Origin of the sequence: Candidatus Hydrogenedens sp. (assembly GCA_035361075.1) — a bacterium.
Classification (GTDB): domain Bacteria; phylum Hydrogenedentota; class Hydrogenedentia; order Hydrogenedentales; family Hydrogenedentaceae; genus Hydrogenedens.
The window spans coordinates 24,594-40,252 of the sequence record DAOSBX010000031.1 but is presented as its reverse complement, the minus strand read 5'-3'; the positions used below and the strand labels follow the sequence as shown (position 1 = coordinate 40,252).

The window sequence follows — 15,659 nt, the reverse complement described above, 5'->3', positions numbered from 1 at the left end:
CACTTATATAATTTTCATACGGCTGGGAACCTGGATTGTTCAGACGCGTCCAAGCCGTTAATGCATTCCCATTCGCATCGACTGTCCGACGGTACACATTATACCCTGCAATGTTATACTCAGGATTTGCATCCCAACCAACTCGGACACTACGCGGCCCACTATACACCCTCGGTTTTACCGGTTTCTGAATATTTCCCGGTTCTAAATCTATTGTAATATTCGCACCACTATTGACCGGCTGGACCGTCTTCGGCTTATATTTACGTTTCGTAACATCTAATCGATATGGCGGTTGTAATGTCCCTAAATCAGGAAATTCAAAATTACCATTCGCATCTGTTACTACAGGTGCTGTGCTTGCCTTATCCGCTATACTAATCTCTACTGTCGCTCCTGCCACAGGCTTCTTGCTTATACTGTTTATTACCTTACCACGCACATTGTTTGCTTTCTCCTGGCCTGACACATCAGACACGAAAAGCATACTCGTTATTACTCCTAATACAATAAATACACTTATTAGGAGTAAACTCCGTAACATAAATTTACCTGTCGTTTTACCTGACTGACACATAATATACCTCCTTACAATTTAGTGTTATTTGTTTACCACTTCCGCTGTAAGCACCCTTTTGCCCACAGCTTTCTATTTTTTCCTTGTCGTTATTATACCATATAATTTTAAAAAAGTGGAAAAAATTTTTCAAGAATTTTATTCCCAAATTAAGAATGTAATAAACAGTATTATCATTAAACAACCTTTTATACAAAACATAAATTGAAAATTATACAAGTATACTTTTTATTTTTCCTGTTTATTGTTTAATTTGATTTAATTTTATTCTTTTTGAATAAAATATTTTAGTCAAAACTGACATAGAATGTTTTTCCAGGGGGAAATAATGCGAATCGGAGAAGAAGAATTACTTATCTTTTATATTATACATACTTCGTTTGTAGAGTTAGGATTGTTACTTTTTATTTATGGTTATGGAGGCAGGTTTATTTGCTAAAAGTAGCATTGAGCGGTCGAGTTCATCTCTCTTGTTTATAATTTTGACTTCACTACCCAGTTCAGGTTTAAGAGCGACAACCCATTTCCAATCTTCATCTCTGATGAGCATGAAAACGGGTGTCTCCTTCTTTAATATTGTATGGAGCTCCTCTATTTTTTTATTTAACATTAGTTCAATTTGATTAAATATATTTATTTTCCCTTTCTTATCTGCCTCTATTTTGACCTCTTCCAACACAGATTTTATTTGTGTTATCTCTTCTGATGTTGGTAAAAGGATATCATTAAAGTTTATCTTTCTTGCAGTCTTTGCAAATTGTTTATGAACCTCAGATATTTGTTTCATAAATTCATAAGGTTCTGACTGTTCGGTTAAGAAGGCATCTAATTCTTTTTCTGAAAAGAAGGGAATTATAAAATGTTTGGCATAATAGGTATACTCCTCTTCTTCAAATCCGAAGCTGTATGCCTCGTATAATTTATTCTCTTCACTCCATTGTCGTAATGGCTCACAAAAATACCGCACTGATTTAATCTGATTAACAGATGGAAAAAGAACAAATGCTGTTAGAATAAGATATAAGGACACGTGTTGCGGAATTTGCCGTAGGAGGGAGCGTTTTTCGGACTGTTTGACAAAATCAATGAAGGTATCAATAATTGCTATTAATGCAACTGCACTTAGTAATATCCAGTAAGAGTTCCAAATATGTTTAATTTCTGTCCAAAATACTGTATATGGAACCACTGCCAAAATGAGCAATAACACCATCCAGAGGATACGTATCCCCTTTTTCCACCGTTTGGTTGATGTGGATTCAAATGACATCAGGCTGAGCGCAGTTATGATGGCGAGCATCGGGAAGATAGGCAGTAAATAAATTGCTCGTTTTCCAACGGCGATTGAGAAAAAAATAAACGTTGGCACAACCCATAGAAGTAAAAATCGTAATCCTTCATATTCATGTTCATTGCGATTTTTCCAGACCCAAGGAATAACCCACAAAAGGAAGATAGACCAAGGGAACATATCAATAGGTACTGAAATGAAATAGTACCATGGCGGTTGTGGATGTGAAACTCCATAGATAAACCTGCCTAAAGTTTGCTTGAACAGGTCGGAACCCATCACGTGCACAGACCCCTCTTGCATTTGTTCCGCACCAATCCATCGTGCATATACATACCACAGCCCATATAAAACAATAATCGCCCCAAATCCGCCAATCGGATGAATTTTGATAACCTCCCTCTTCTCTCTCCAATAAAAGACAAGAAAGAACAAGACTGGAAAGACCAACGTTCCTGGACCTTTCGCAAATAAGGCACCGCCGAGGCAAAGGTACATAATAATTAACCATTTCCAATCTCGCCTTTCCGAGTAATACCATGAATGAAAAGCATAAAGGGCAAATAGCAGTAATGCGGTAAGTAGCATATCAATCTGACCGAACCGAGCCTGCCACCAGACTCTCTGCATGGTCATAAATATCAATGCGGAAAGCATAGCTATTTTTCTATGTGCTAATCTTCGTGCCAGCAGGTAAGTCAGAATAGTCGCTACAACTCCACTTAGAACAGAAGGCAACCTTGCTGGTATCTCGCTTACCTCCCCTCCAAACGGATACGAACATACTATCATTAGCCACATCAACAAAGGTGGTTTTTCAAGATACGGTCTCCCATTTACATGTGGAACCAGATAATTATTCATAACTTGCATTTCTCGTGCCACTTCTGCGTACCGTGGCTCATCTGGTGACCATAAATCATACCCCCAGATATTAGCACCAAACAGTACCAGTGCCCATAATCCAATAAGAATTATATCTCTGACATAATTATTCTCTTTATTTCGTTCCATAACAAAAACATCCGACGGAAAAGATTAAACAAATTCATTTTTTGGTAATTATATGCCAATATGTTTGTTAAACGCACTTTTGAACATGTCTATATAACAAAGGTTGAAAATCGAAATTAAATTATGTCGTATTTATTTTGAGAGCACAAATAAAAATCAGCACTGGGAGAATATCCCAGTGCTGTAATATGAATGGTCTAAAATTTTCGGTGTTAATTATACACCTTGAAGTTCAACAACCGCTCCGACGCTTTCCAATTCTTCCTTAATCTTCTTGGCTTCTTCTTCGCTAACGTTCTCTTTAATTGCCTTAGGTACGGAGTCGACTAAATCTTTGGCTTCTTTCAACCCAAGACCTAATAAATCTTTAACCTTCTTGATGAGGTTAATCTTTTGGGAACCCTGCTCTTTAAGAATGACGTTATATACAGAGGGTCCCTCTTCTTTGGCTTCACCGCCAGCAGATGCACCGGCACCGGGCATCATCATTGGCATAGCCATTGCCATCGGCGCTGCAGCGGTGACACCGAACTTTTCTTCCAGCGCCTTGACCAGTTCGCTGAGTTCCAGAACATTCAGTTCTGCAATTGCATCAATAATTGGTTGTAATTTGTCTGACATCGGATTATCTCCTTATTTGTTATATTGTTTTTATTTGGTTTGTTATCAATATGAAATTAAGCAGCCGTTTGGGCTTCTTCTTTCTTCTTTTTAATTTGATTAATTACATTAACCAGACTTGTTGGTATCGCATTCAGGACTGTGACAAGATTACGTAGCGGTGCTGAAATTGTTCCGACGGCTTGAGCCAGCAATACCTCTCTCGGCGGTAGAGTCGCAAGACTGATAACCTGCTCCTTCGTGAGCACCTTACCTTCCATAACACCACCGACGATTTGAACAAAAGGTACTTCTTTAGAAAATTCTTTCAAAATTTTTGCAGGTGCAACTGGGTCATTACAAAAAGCCCATGCGGTCGGACCATTCATAAAATCAGCAGCAGATTCTGCTCCAATTTCGCGTAAGGCTATTCGGGCGAGATTATTTTTATACACTTTGTATTGAATACCCGCATCCCGCAGTTTTTTACGTAGTTCCGTAACCTGTGCCACATTTATACCCATATATTGGGTCATAATTGCTATCTTATTCGATTCGAGTCGCTCTCGTATCTCGTTAACGGATTCAATTTTTTCCTTTGTAGGCAAGGCTTTTCACCTCCTCTCATAACACTCATTACACTTAAACGTTATTATTCAGTTATTAAAAAAAACATCCGTGCCACCTCAAGGCAACACGGACACAAATTTCCATAATTGACTAATTATTTTGTGTTTCGTGCCTCTCGGCTGGCAATATTAAGGTTCTTGCGAACCACCGGCTGTCTTTGATGCACTATTAGAATTGTATCACAATTAAATCGATGCTTTCAAACAGATGAAGGCAGACACATTAGACAGGTCAGACAAGTCGGACGGGTTGTAGTCATTTGTTTTGTGCCTTTTGTAGTTTTAGTTTTTGCAACGAGCGTTGAATGAGATAAGGCATAAATTCTCGCCGTACAATGTTGAAGATGTCTAAATTCTGGTTTTTAGCCAAATCAATGGCGGTTTCCATAGCAAGTTGAAACGCTTTTTGTCGTTCTTCAGGTGTTAATTTTCCATCTTCACGACTTTTTTTGATTTCACGAGTATAGGTGTCGTATGTTTTTTGGACAGCACTTTCAATAATACTGAGCACCAGTCGATATTTTGAGTTGCGGAGTTGTTGGTATAACTCATAAGCACGCATTATTGTCCAAAGGCTACCAAAGACCATCATTAGTAAATAAAATAAGAACTGGTCTAAAACAGGAATTGTTGTTGTAATCATATTTTTTTCCTCCTTTTTAATTTAGTGGCTCATAATGTTGTATTACTTTGATTCCGATTATCTGCGTGGATATGCCCATCTGGATAATCAGCCTTTACAAAATCAAAATATTGTTGTGAGACTTCTTTGACAATATTTGTCGCGATTCGTTTTTTATCCCGTTTCTGCCGTGCGTAAAAGTCTACTGCAATCCCTCCAAAGCGGTCGAGATGCCTTGAATTTCTTGCGACAGAGCCTCCCTCCTCCAGCCAGCCAAGCCGTTCAGCCAATCTTTTTAGATCCTGTGGTGTTCGTGTTGAGCCAGTAATAATAATCTCAACCTCTTCGCCTATTTTTTCCATCAAAGCTTTACGGACTTTGGTAAGTGATATTATTACCGACTCATGCACCATAGCCCACCCATTTGGATTTTCAAATTCTTTTAGATTGAAGTGTGTTATTTGATATGTATCACCTATTTTGATAGCAAGTTGAAGATTATTCCGTCCAGACATAAATTTCCTTCCTTTTATCTTGTTTTTCTTGCCATCTATGAGGGGTGGCAGGTATAAGCACACCCCTCATAGATATGTAATCTGGTCAATGGAAAAGGGTTAACTCCAATCGTTCCGAACAACAACTCGTGCTTTTTGGTAGATAACCGCAAAATCAGTTACTACAGTTAGATAACTGCGATCCCATTGCTGGTTAATTAATCGGTCACTTTCGACTAATAAGTCCTGCTCGGTCAACTTCTGCACAGCATAACGTGAATCGAGCAATGTAAAGCAGTTTGCTGGGTGGTCAGCCATCGGCACAAGTTTTACACCTAATGGCGTTGGCAAATTTCCACTCCGTGCAAAATCAAACAGACCTGAATCGGTTAGTTCTGGCAACGACAGTAATGCCTCCATCGTATTTGCATCGGCGACCAGATGTGTAGGAGTAAAGAAATTTTTAGTGGTCAGGTGTAAAAATGCACGGACAAGGTCTGTATAACTCCATGTTCCAGCTGTGCTTGAGTTAAGTATTTCTGGGGCGGTTCCACTGCCAGAAGCATCCCCATAGACCAATATTAGAGCAAGCCGTTTATCTAAATTCCGACCTAAACACTCTCCCATTCTTCGCAAATGAACCCGCAACATATCTACCGACATTCTGCGAATAACTTCATACGAAGCAATGACACCCCGTCCTAATTTCTCCAGCCGAATCACACGGTCTCCATACGTAATTTCCGATTCTGGAATAGCGGAACCTTCACTAACCAGACGAAGTTCTTCCTCTTCCTCTGATTCTTCCACATACGGCACATCATAAACTGCACTGCCAATATGCTCATCACGGATGATTAATTGTGGATAAATAGGTTTGCTTTGCATTCCAGCAACTACTGACTCACGAACCAAATCTGGAAATAACCATTTCGTATTTGGGTCCGTCTGGAAGAAACGTTCAACCGTAATTTGATGCAGGTCTATTCCAAATTCTCTTGCACAATACTCCTCAATATTCGTTCCCAACGCACGGAAATATTGAGAATAAGACAAGCCCAACGTGTTTAAGGTCTCGTATAGTTCTTTACCTTTCGTTGAAATCAGTTTTTCTTTCGGTTGGGATAAAAACTGCATCTGTTCCATTAGTTTGGTGTTTTCTTTTATCATACAAATATCCTCCTTTTCTTGTTAGAGTAAGACATGAACACGACTCGTGGCTGGTTCTACTTTAATAACTCTGCCAAAACCATTACCCGTAGCGGGTGCTTTAACTTTGCCTGGCACAGATGCCCCCACGATGCCTTTTAATCCATCTACCGTAGGCGGTGTCCCCTGATAATCAAAGATACACACGCCTCGAACCTTTACAGGAATGGCACTTTCATTTGTATCGCAATCACTCATGGCTTGCCCGAAGATAACATCCTCTCCTGCGAAGGCATTACTCACCTCATAATCACCTGTAAGTTTCAAGGCATCTCCACGATGGATGCTTACTGTTCCTGTTGATGGTGTGGAGCAGGTAATGATTAATTCTGTGTATGTTCCACCAATATCACCGAAGACCATATTAGAACCTCCTTTTTGTTATATGTTAGTTGTTTCTTTTTGTTGTTGTGTCAACACAAGGTTTAGTATTTCCTGAGATAACTTGTTATCTCCCGATTTTACCCAAGACTCATCTATCTTCTCTGGTCGAGATATCCGTTCCGACGGTGCATATCTGGAAAAACGAGCCTCCCATTTTTGCAGATATGAATAGATCTCTTCCAAAGAGCATCGAGCCAGAGCCTTCTCCCAGTGTTCCGAGCAGAATGCGTCGCCATCTAAAAATTGTCCTAATCCACAAAGTTTACGGATGGCATACTTCCGAGCGTGAATACCATCTTCTATCAAGGATGGCACATCCGCTGGTGCAATTTGCCATGTCTGCATCCGTTGCCATAGAGCCTGCTGAAATCGTGCAGGGAAGCCTGCCCAACGTTCGACCTGATACACCATTTGCTGACCTGTTTCTGAAGTTAATTCCAGATAACCACATGTATCGCTTTGCTTGAACCAACGATACCGTCCTGCAAGCAGACACTCTGTCTCCTTATCCGTCTCTAACCAAATAGGGTCGTGGGGGAGTTTTTCTTGACCCCATAGTTTTGGTAGGAGTTCATGTGCTTCTATTCTCCAACCTAATAGATAGTGGTCTTGTTCAAGGCGGACATCGAGATGATGTCCCTGCTTATCCTTATGTCGCTGTACTACAAACCGCCCTTCGGAGTGTAAGGCACAGTCAATAGGGATGGATTCTTCATATTTTCGGAACCGACTTAGCATTTTCACCTCCTTTCGTTAGTAATTGTTAAACATGTTTTGCTGAACAAGGGAGAAGATTACTCCTAACAAATTAGCCACAAGTAGCCACAATCCGCGTAGAAGGGACTGTTCAAGACGTGAAACTCGTTCTCGTAGTTCGGAAATATCCTCACAAAGGCGGTTCATAAGTTCAAATCCTTGTGGTGATTTTTTCTTATTGGTTAATGATATTTTTGGTGGCATTTTGAGACCTCCTTTTCTGTTTTGATGACCCAATGATTTATTCATAACTCCAATATTTATGGTTTCTATTTTTATATTCATTAAAGTAATTTAGACCCAATATGTTCTGTGATTTTTCAGCCATCCGCTCTGCAAATTGGGAGCGTGCTTCTGTTATGAAGGATGTTCCTTGAGAACCACAGGCAACAACCGAGCCTTCTAATACATCCTGAACCCCGCGAATGTGATAGAAACACAAATTACCATCATATTTTGTGCCAGGCACATGAATACATTGACGGATATCCTTACCGCAGATAGAACATTCAGGGAAGGTAAATGAAAAGCCAATTGATGTCTCCCGATAGATACCACCCTCGATATTTGCAATAAAGTGCCGATTTTCGTCTAACAATAGCACATATACTTTAGGACGAACTGAAACATAATCTCCATTGCGAGATAATGTTGAACGGAAGAAGGTGCCCCGAGGTAAAGAGCCTCTTAAATCATGACGCTCCATTAAAGGTCTACCTGGCACAAGACGATTGATGGTGTTCAATTCCTCTTCTGGAAAGCAACTGAAATGACGGTCAATTTGATTGTGGCATAAATCAAGGGTAAAAACGACATATTCCTCTGGTTTTAGTTCTCGCAAGGTGTAGCGATTGACTTCTTTATTTTCATCTGTCTCCGTTTCTGCTGATAATTGAGTACGTGCGGGTGATATAACTTCACCCCAGCGTTCTGCGAAACAAAGTGTGTCCAAAATACTCATTGTTAAACCTCCTTTATGATGTTCTGTTGTTTATGAAGATAAAATGTTCATGTGACGAAGTTGATTACGGACTTCTTCAATACTAATGATTCCAGCCTGCAACAATTGCAATAACTCATTCACCCGTCTTGTTTCGACCAGTGATTGTTTTTGGGCATCTGAAGTGCAATTGGAACGTGGCTGAACCGTCAATTCTACCTGAACACCTGCAAGTGCCAACTCTAAACGATAAATCCGCTCTAATATTCGAGCGATGGAGCGATTGATAGTCTCTACCTGACGATTGATAATCTCATATTGCACCGTCCCATAGGTCTCTGTCGTTCCATAATTCCGACCTAACAAGATGGGCATCATGTGTGTGCCTGTGATGATTTGTTCTTCAATGGCTCGCTGTGTATCGTAATAGGCAGGATAGCGTTGTGCCCCTTGAACCACAGAAATTCCTACATTATCATAGGTAACGACATTTTGGTCAACGCCTAAATTGCTCATTTGTTCCCGAATCTCAGCCAAGTTTGCCTCCATTCGGTTCTGATATTCCTCTTCACTTTCTTCTGGTAGTTTTGCTTCGGGTTTATACTGCACATGGAGTCGTGCCCAGCCTGCGTTATGCATTGCACGTGCCATATCCTCCATAAGTCTCTGTTGAACCTTGATTACAAAGGGCAAAGCACGAAATAAGGAACGACCGTAAGGGTTTGTTCCATCACGGTCTAAGGCTATATATACGAATCGTTCTGATGGCAAATGGATTGTTTCATTCCCATAAATCTGGTATGCCTGCCATGAATGGTCTTCCCAACGGAAGCGGATAGTCCAGACATCAATCGGGACTATATCCTGAATGTAATTGCTGGAAGGTGAAAAAACAATTTCAAGGGCGGATGCCCCATAGGTAAATAGTGAGGTATATATAATATCCAGCAAATTTGTAAGACCACCATCACCACTATTTATTCGCTGGTTTAACTGTTCAATTATCCGTTTTGCCTGAGCAAGTTTCGCCTCTGTTACTTCGTTTCCCCACTGTAGGTCGAAGCCATTATTACAAAGTCGTTTCCATGTCCAGACTGCATCGGACAGGTCGGGAATGGAATCACGCAAGTATCTGTAAACTTCGAGCATAAAAAAGGGGATATGGTCTGGTAGCGGGACGAAGTTATATGACAAAGGATTAGGGGTATCAAATATCAGGGAGTGGCGAATTGCATTTGCAGGTTTTGCCTTTGTATTAGAAGGGCTATTTGAGCCTTTCAGGGATAATAAACGATATAACCATGTTAATGCTTTTTCTGGATATATGCCCATAACTATTCCTTTTCCTTTGTAAAATTGCTCTATAAATAAGAGTGAGTATTTTGCCCTGAACAGGGTTTAACTTATTGATAGAGAATAGGTTATTGGGGGGTAGATACGTCAGACGAGTTGGACACGTCAGGCACGTCGGACAAAACATTTGAGATTGACTAAGTAGATTGCTTTTCTGTATAATAAACGTGGGGAGTAAAAAAAATTTATGATTTTAGACAAATACCAAAATTGTTTTTGGGCTTCGAATAAAGAGGTCTGGGGTTTGCCATTAAAACGGATTTTTATGCAGAGGAAATCCATGTTTCATATTTTCTCTCTTCGTGTATTTTCTATGGCTATTCTCCTTTTTACACTTCTTATTTTTGTATTTACAGGTTGTGATTCGGGGAGTCTATCACCTGAAAGGGTTGTGCCAGATGAATATGCAAGTGGTGATAATCAGGTATGTATGCATGGTGAGACGTTGCCTCAGCCGTTTCGTGTTACGGTAGAGAGTGCAATTCAGAAAGGTCTACTTGGTGGTGAAGGAGGCAGAAAGGGCATTGGTGGTGTTCGAGTCTTATTCAGAGTTCTTAACGAGGATACGGGTGCTGTATTTACCAAAACGAACCAACCTAAAGCAGAGGTTATAACGGATGCAGGGGGTTCCGCCTCTGCGTTATTAAAATTAGGGAATTGGTGTGGAGACATTTGGGTAGAGGCATCGTTACCAGATTTCCCGAATGTTAAACCTGCCCGATTACGTGCTATTGGTGGTGTAGAAAAAATTTTATCTTCAAAGGAATCGGTAGCAGGGGGTACCATTGATTCTTTTGGTGTTCGATTGGTCAATAGTGATGGTTCACCTGCAAAAGGAGTGGAAGTCTTTTTCCGTGTTGAGGGTTCTTCCAAAGGTGCCTCGGTTAAAAATACACATATACTTACTGACGATGAAGGTAAGGCAGTTACCTCTTGGAAATTAGGGAACGAGACAGGAATAAATTATGCCTCCATTGAAATTCGTGATACACGACCCGATATAACCCCCAGAGACCGATTTGATACAAGGTCTTTGGAGTTCAAAGTGATGGGGATGAATAAATGGGGGCTATTAGTAACGTTACTGGGTGGACTTGCGGTATTCATTTATGGGATGACCTTGATGTCGTCAGGCATTCAATTAGCTGCAGACCGCAAATTGAAAGCCATCCTTCAATTTATGACACAAAATCGTGTGACTGCATTGTTAGCAGGGACTATTACCACTGCTCTTGTTCAATCCTCTTCTGCAACTACAGTAATGACTGTCGGTTTTGTCAATGCGGGGATGCTTTCATCGAAGCAGGCTATCGGTGTAATTTATGGTGCAAACATCGGTACGACTGTCACGGCACAATTGATTGCTTTTCGGTTAGAGACGTTATCCTTACCTGCAATTGCAATCGGATTCATCATGATGTGGATTCCTAAAAATGCAAAGGTAAAGGCCTTCGGACAAGCCATTCTCGGGTTTGGTTTATTATTTCTTGGCTTGACCATCATGTCCGATGTGCTAAAACCGTTACGTTACAGTACCGAGTTTATACAGTGGTTTCATAAGTTCGATTGTTCCCCTGATGCCCAAGGGGTCATGCCATTAGTGCCAACGCTTATGTGTATTCTCATTGGAACCATAGCAACCTGTATTATTCAGTCCAGTAGTGCTACGGTAGGTCTTGTGCAAGCACTTTGTGCTCAGGGGCTCATTAATTTTTATACAGCGGTTCCGCTTATTCTCGGGGATAACATCGGAACGACTATCACGGCGAACCTTGCAGCATTGAATGCGAACCGTAATGCGAAGCGTACAGCGTTGGCTCATACCTTCTTTAATGTAATCGGGACATTAATTATGTTTGGCTTATTCTTTGTCCCACTCTGGAACCATCAGCCGTTATTTTTAGGAATTGTAGATTGGGTAACTCCAGGAAATGTGTTTTCTCAACATCCAGAAAATATTGTACGACATGCTGCGAATGCACATAGTTTGTTCAACATTATCAATGCATTCCTATTCCTGCCTTTTGTCAATTTACATGCAAAACTTTGCATGTTGATTATCCCAACCACTCGAGAGGATCGAGAAACAGTGCTTGAATATCTCGAACCGAAACTTTTAAATTCACCACTATTTGCTCTTGAACAAGCGGTAAAAGAAGTCACATATATGATTCGCAAAGGACAAAACTCCATCAATGATGCATGTGAACTGTTCTGCACAGGGAAAGAACCGTTAATCCAACGTATTCAGGAACGCGAAATATTAATTGACCGTCTCCAACATGATATAACGGAATATCTTGTAGAACTATCTCGAAAAGAATTAGAACCGTCTCAATCGAAATTAATCCCTGCTTTAATCCATGCTGTTAACGATGCGGAACGATTGGGTGACCATGCGGAAGCCTTTATTGAACTTTACCACATCTTGAAACAGAATGAACTGACTTTAACATCATCTGCTTTGAACGAAATTCGTGAACTTCAGCACACATTAAATGAACAGATGGAATTTCTATTTCAAACATTTGAAAAGCATGACATTGACTCTGCACAAAAATCTATTTTTATAGGTGGAAAAGTTCAGGAACTTGTTCACCATTTCACCGAGAACCATGTTCATCGTTTGGATACAGGTGAATGTTCTGTAAAGGCTGGGGTTGTGTTCTTGGATGTTTTAGGACATTTAGAACGTATTAGCGACCACATTGTTAATATTGCGGAACGTGCTGAAATTGTATTGAATGTCATTCGATAAAACGAACTATATCTTAAATCTTCGTTACAAATGAATATGTAATAAAACGCAAAGGGAAGCAAATGAAGTGTGCTTGCTGGCTCGGACCCAAAAATATACAAATTATTGAGAAGCCAAAACCTATCCCAAAAGATGGTGAGGCATTAGTTCAGGTGGAATCTGTCGGAATATGTGGCTCGGATATTCATTACTACGTAGAAGGTAAAATTGGAGACCAGCATATCTCGCCACCATTGGTGTTAGGGCATGAATTCGCTGGTAACGTTATTGAAGTTAAAGGTTCGCAATTTGAACATCTGGTCGGTAAACGGGTAGCAGTGGAGCCAGGGATACCTTGCGGGGAATGTGAGTTTTGTAATAAGGGGCATTATAATGTTTGTCCATTTATGAAATTTTTAGGGGGACCTGGTTGTGATGGTGCTCTATCCGAATTTATTTCGGTACCAGCACGGATGTGTTTCTCGGTTCCTGATACGATGTCCGCTCCTATTTCCGCAATGGTAGAGCCAACAGCAGTTGCCTTGCATGCGGTAGAATTGGCTTGCTTTCATCCTGGCGAAACAGCACTGGTAGTAGGTCTCGGCTCCATAGGACTATTAACTGTACAGTTATTGCTGTTAAGTGGTGCTTCTCTGGTAGCAGGAATAGATTTAAATCTTTACCGTAGTGCCATTGCGATACAATTAGGTGCCCATAAAAGTCTTACTCCGATTTCCAGTGAACCGACCCAAGAAAGTATAGATTGGTGCAATAAAATCACAGAGCATCATGGGTTTGATGTAACGTTTGATTGCACAAACAGTTCAGAAGGGATTGTTATTGCTTGCCATGGTGCTAAACCTGCTGGAAGATGTGTATTGGTGGGAATTTCTGGGAAGGATTACGACCCTATCCCTGTTAGTATTGCACGACGTCGTGAACTGAAATTACAATGGTGTCGGCGGTTTAGGTATAACTTTCCGAGTACCATCGAACTAATACGACAGGGGAAAATTAAGATTGAACCGATATTAACACACCATTTCCCGCCTGAACAGACGAGTTTGGCTTTTGATATGGTTGCTTCTGGAGCAGGAAAGTTGATAAAGGCTTCTATTGACTGGATATAAAAGGAGTTTTGTCAGACCAGTCGGACGGGTCGGACAGGTCGGGGTTAAACCTCTTTTACTTATTAGATTTTTCGTAGGCGGATTCTGCAGAAAAAATGGCACGGATACGGTCAAGGTCAAATTTCGGTTTACGGTCGTATGTATAAATTCCATTTTGTTCTTGCTCAATGTTATATAACTGCGTATAGCAGAAGCCGAACATGTAGGGGTTATCCAGAATTGCCTTTGTGAGCCCGTCCAATCTCTGGTAAAATTCCTCTAATGTCTTCGGATTGTTGCCATATCCCCAACCACCTTGTTCCACATTCCAGCCAATTCCACCATATTCACTAATGAAAAATGGGACAGGACGTGTTTCTGCATAGGAGCAATCGGGCTTCTTAGGATTGTCCGCAATTGTATCCCATTTGGCTTTGAATTTTACGGGGTCTTGCTCATAATCATGGGCATCGATAAGCATTGGCTTAGGGTAGCCGTGAGTCCATCCACTGGCTTCCAGCACAGGTCGGGTTGAGTCAATGGCACGGGTTAATTCAAGAATAACTCCCTGCAAAGGCACTGCTTCTTTTGGTGTCTCATTAAACGGGCACCAGCCAATAATTGCGGGATGGTTAAAATCGCGTTCGACTATTTCACGCCACTCGTTAATATAATGTAACTGTCCTGCAGTATTCTTATGGTCGAATTGCCAGTCTGGAAACTCACCCCAAACAATATACCCTAATTTATCTGCCCAGTATAAGAAACGTGGTTCAAATACTTTCTGATGAAGACGTGCCCCATTAAAACCTGCTTGCATAGAACGTTCTATGTCGGCACGAAGTTCTTCGTCTGTCGGTGCAGTCCAAATCCCATCGGGGTAAAAGCCCTGGTCGAGGACGGTACGATGAAAGACAGGTTTGCCATTAATAAGAAATTTACGTCCTTCTAATGTCAATTTCCGCAACCCAAAGTAGGAGTTTAATCTGTCAACTACCACATTACCTTTTTTTAAGGTTAGTTTTAGGTCGTATAGTTCAGGTTTGCCTGGCTCCCATACGTTAACCACTTGGAGAGGTAATACTAATTGGGCTGTGTCGCCATTTAATTTTACTGTCGCATTGCCCACATTTGCACCATTGAAAAACGCTTCCGCTGTTAATGACAAGCCTTCTGGCAAATCGCCCCGACAGAGAGCATGAAGGGTTATTTGACCCTTATCCATATCTGGGTATACTTTGAATCGTTCGATATAGGACGTACCAACTAATTCTAACCATACTGTTTGCCAGATACCTGTCGTCCGAGTATAGACACACCCAAAACTTTCTGGCTTGGGTGATTGTTTGCCACCCGCTTGAAGACCAGTGCGAACATCATCAAAGGCATGAACAATAATAACGTTCTCCCCTTCTTTTATAAATGGTGTTACATCGCAGGTAATAGGGGCACTACCGCCAAAGTGCTCTCCACATAAATTCCCATTCCACCAGATTCGTGTATGCCAATCACAGGCACCAATATGAAATAAGACACGATGTTCTTTCCAATTTTCAAAAGGGACGGATATGGTTCGACGATACCATACATTGCGAACAAACTGTTTGCGATTAAGCCCAGATAATTCACTTTCTCGGCAAAATGGAACCTGAATGCGGTCTGGAAATACAGCATTTGCCTCTAAAAATGAGGCGTTATTGTCGTCCGTTTCTGCAAATTCCCAGATACCATTCAGGTTAACCCACTGCTCACGCATCATATCTGGACGTGGGTGTTCGGGACGTGGGATAGCCTCTGCTGTTGCAGAGTGAGATATATAAAAACAGATGCTGATAAATAGGATTGTTGAGAATAGCAACATTTTCATGAGGTTTCCTTTCTAACGTTCTAATGTTCGGTATCTTTTTTGAAAACAAGAATGTATTATATTTAAATTTTGTGTTG

General features: G+C 40.9%; 15 protein-coding genes. 2 read left to right on the top strand and 13 right to left on the bottom strand.

Translation table 11 applies throughout. From position 1 onward, the window contains the following. From PLJ10_10050 to PLJ10_09995, 12 genes are all read right to left on the bottom strand, one after another. The coding region (locus tag PLJ10_10050) for a carboxypeptidase-like regulatory domain-containing protein (protein ID HOK09990.1) at positions 1-577 on the bottom strand (577 nt) is incomplete at its 3' end. A gap of 397 nt (positions 578-974) precedes the next feature. Continuing rightward, positions 975-2,882, bottom strand: a complete 1,908-nt coding sequence (locus PLJ10_10045; GenBank protein HOK09989.1) for a glycosyltransferase family 39 protein — start codon at positions 2,880-2,882, stop codon at positions 975-977. 216 nt (positions 2,883-3,098) lie between these two features. After that, positions 3,099-3,503 carry a 50S ribosomal protein L7/L12 gene (gene rplL, locus PLJ10_10040; protein HOK09988.1) on the bottom strand — a complete coding sequence of 135 codons (405 nt, stop codon included), beginning with the start codon at positions 3,501-3,503 and terminating at the stop codon, positions 3,099-3,101. Between the two features lie 56 nt (positions 3,504-3,559). Further along, complete coding sequence (rplJ, locus tag PLJ10_10035; protein HOK09987.1) at positions 3,560-4,090, bottom strand: 50S ribosomal protein L10; 531 nt, start codon at positions 4,088-4,090, stop codon at positions 3,560-3,562. Between the two features lie 277 nt (positions 4,091-4,367). Then, a complete protein-coding gene (locus tag PLJ10_10030) occupies positions 4,368-4,754 on the bottom strand; it encodes a hypothetical protein (GenBank protein HOK09986.1) in 387 nt (128 codons plus the stop codon). A 29-nt stretch (positions 4,755-4,783) separates the two neighbouring features. Beyond that, on the bottom strand, positions 4,784-5,248 hold the full coding sequence (locus tag PLJ10_10025; protein HOK09985.1) for a hypothetical protein: 465 nt from the start codon (positions 5,246-5,248) through the stop codon (positions 4,784-4,786). Positions 5,249-5,347: 99 nt separating this feature from the next. After that, positions 5,348-6,397, bottom strand: coding sequence for a hypothetical protein (locus PLJ10_10020; GenBank protein ID HOK09984.1), 1,050 nt, complete (start codon positions 6,395-6,397; stop codon positions 5,348-5,350). 21 nt (positions 6,398-6,418) lie between these two features. After that, on the bottom strand, positions 6,419-6,799 hold the full coding sequence (locus PLJ10_10015) for a hypothetical protein (GenBank protein HOK09983.1): 381 nt from the start codon (positions 6,797-6,799) through the stop codon (positions 6,419-6,421). An 18-nt stretch (positions 6,800-6,817) separates the two neighbouring features. After that, positions 6,818-7,558 carry a hypothetical protein gene (locus PLJ10_10010; GenBank protein HOK09982.1) on the bottom strand — a complete coding sequence of 247 codons (741 nt, stop codon included), beginning with the start codon at positions 7,556-7,558 and terminating at the stop codon, positions 6,818-6,820. Positions 7,559-7,573: 15 nt separating this feature from the next. After that, positions 7,574-7,780, bottom strand: a complete 207-nt coding sequence (locus PLJ10_10005; protein ID HOK09981.1) for a hypothetical protein — start codon at positions 7,778-7,780, stop codon at positions 7,574-7,576. 37 nt (positions 7,781-7,817) lie between these two features. Beyond that, complete coding sequence (locus PLJ10_10000) at positions 7,818-8,537, bottom strand: hypothetical protein (protein ID HOK09980.1); 720 nt, start codon at positions 8,535-8,537, stop codon at positions 7,818-7,820. A gap of 30 nt (positions 8,538-8,567) precedes the next feature. Next, entirely contained in the window at positions 8,568-9,848 is a 1,281-nt protein-coding gene (locus PLJ10_09995; GenBank protein ID HOK09979.1) for a hypothetical protein, read from the bottom strand. Positions 9,849-10,056: 208 nt separating this feature from the next. On the opposite strand from PLJ10_09995, the gene PLJ10_09990 reads away from it, so the two are divergent. Continuing rightward, complete coding sequence (locus PLJ10_09990; GenBank protein HOK09978.1) at positions 10,057-12,627, top strand: Na/Pi symporter; 2,571 nt, start codon at positions 10,057-10,059, stop codon at positions 12,625-12,627. 62 nt (positions 12,628-12,689) lie between these two features. Continuing rightward, complete coding sequence (locus PLJ10_09985; protein HOK09977.1) at positions 12,690-13,736, top strand: alcohol dehydrogenase catalytic domain-containing protein; 1,047 nt, start codon at positions 12,690-12,692, stop codon at positions 13,734-13,736. Between the two features lie 55 nt (positions 13,737-13,791). Here the strand turns inward: PLJ10_09985 and PLJ10_09980 are convergent, their stop codons facing one another. Beyond that, a complete protein-coding gene (locus PLJ10_09980; protein HOK09976.1) occupies positions 13,792-15,582 on the bottom strand; it encodes a glycoside hydrolase family 2 TIM barrel-domain containing protein in 1,791 nt (596 codons plus the stop codon). Positions 15,583-15,659: the final 77 nt, after the last annotated feature.

What these genes read in the sequence shown, in the direction of transcription:
- PLJ10_10045 (HOK09989.1), bottom strand. Translation starts at nt 2,882, where the DNA reads ATGGAACGAAATAAAGAGAATAATTATGTCAGAGATATAATTCTTATT.
- rplL (HOK09988.1), bottom strand. Translation starts at nt 3,503, where the DNA reads ATGTCAGACAAATTACAACCAATTATTGATGCAATTGCAGAACTGAAT.
- PLJ10_10030 (HOK09986.1), bottom strand. Translation starts at nt 4,754, where the DNA reads ATGATTACAACAACAATTCCTGTTTTAGACCAGTTCTTATTTTATTTA.
- PLJ10_10025 (HOK09985.1), bottom strand. Translation starts at nt 5,248, where the DNA reads ATGTCTGGACGGAATAATCTTCAACTTGCTATCAAAATAGGTGATACA.
- PLJ10_10020 (HOK09984.1), bottom strand. Translation starts at nt 6,397, where the DNA reads ATGATAAAAGAAAACACCAAACTAATGGAACAGATGCAGTTTTTATCC.
- PLJ10_10015 (HOK09983.1), bottom strand. Translation starts at nt 6,799, where the DNA reads ATGGTCTTCGGTGATATTGGTGGAACATACACAGAATTAATCATTACC.
- PLJ10_10010 (HOK09982.1), bottom strand. Translation starts at nt 7,558, where the DNA reads ATGCTAAGTCGGTTCCGAAAATATGAAGAATCCATCCCTATTGACTGT.
- PLJ10_10005 (HOK09981.1), bottom strand. Translation starts at nt 7,780, where the DNA reads ATGCCACCAAAAATATCATTAACCAATAAGAAAAAATCACCACAAGGA.
- PLJ10_10000 (HOK09980.1), bottom strand. Translation starts at nt 8,537, where the DNA reads ATGAGTATTTTGGACACACTTTGTTTCGCAGAACGCTGGGGTGAAGTT.
- PLJ10_09995 (HOK09979.1), bottom strand. Translation starts at nt 9,848, where the DNA reads ATGGGCATATATCCAGAAAAAGCATTAACATGGTTATATCGTTTATTA.
- PLJ10_09990 (HOK09978.1), top strand. Translation starts at nt 10,057, where the DNA reads ATGATTTTAGACAAATACCAAAATTGTTTTTGGGCTTCGAATAAAGAG.
- PLJ10_09985 (HOK09977.1), top strand. Translation starts at nt 12,690, where the DNA reads ATGAAGTGTGCTTGCTGGCTCGGACCCAAAAATATACAAATTATTGAG.
- PLJ10_09980 (HOK09976.1), bottom strand. Translation starts at nt 15,582, where the DNA reads ATGAAAATGTTGCTATTCTCAACAATCCTATTTATCAGCATCTGTTTT.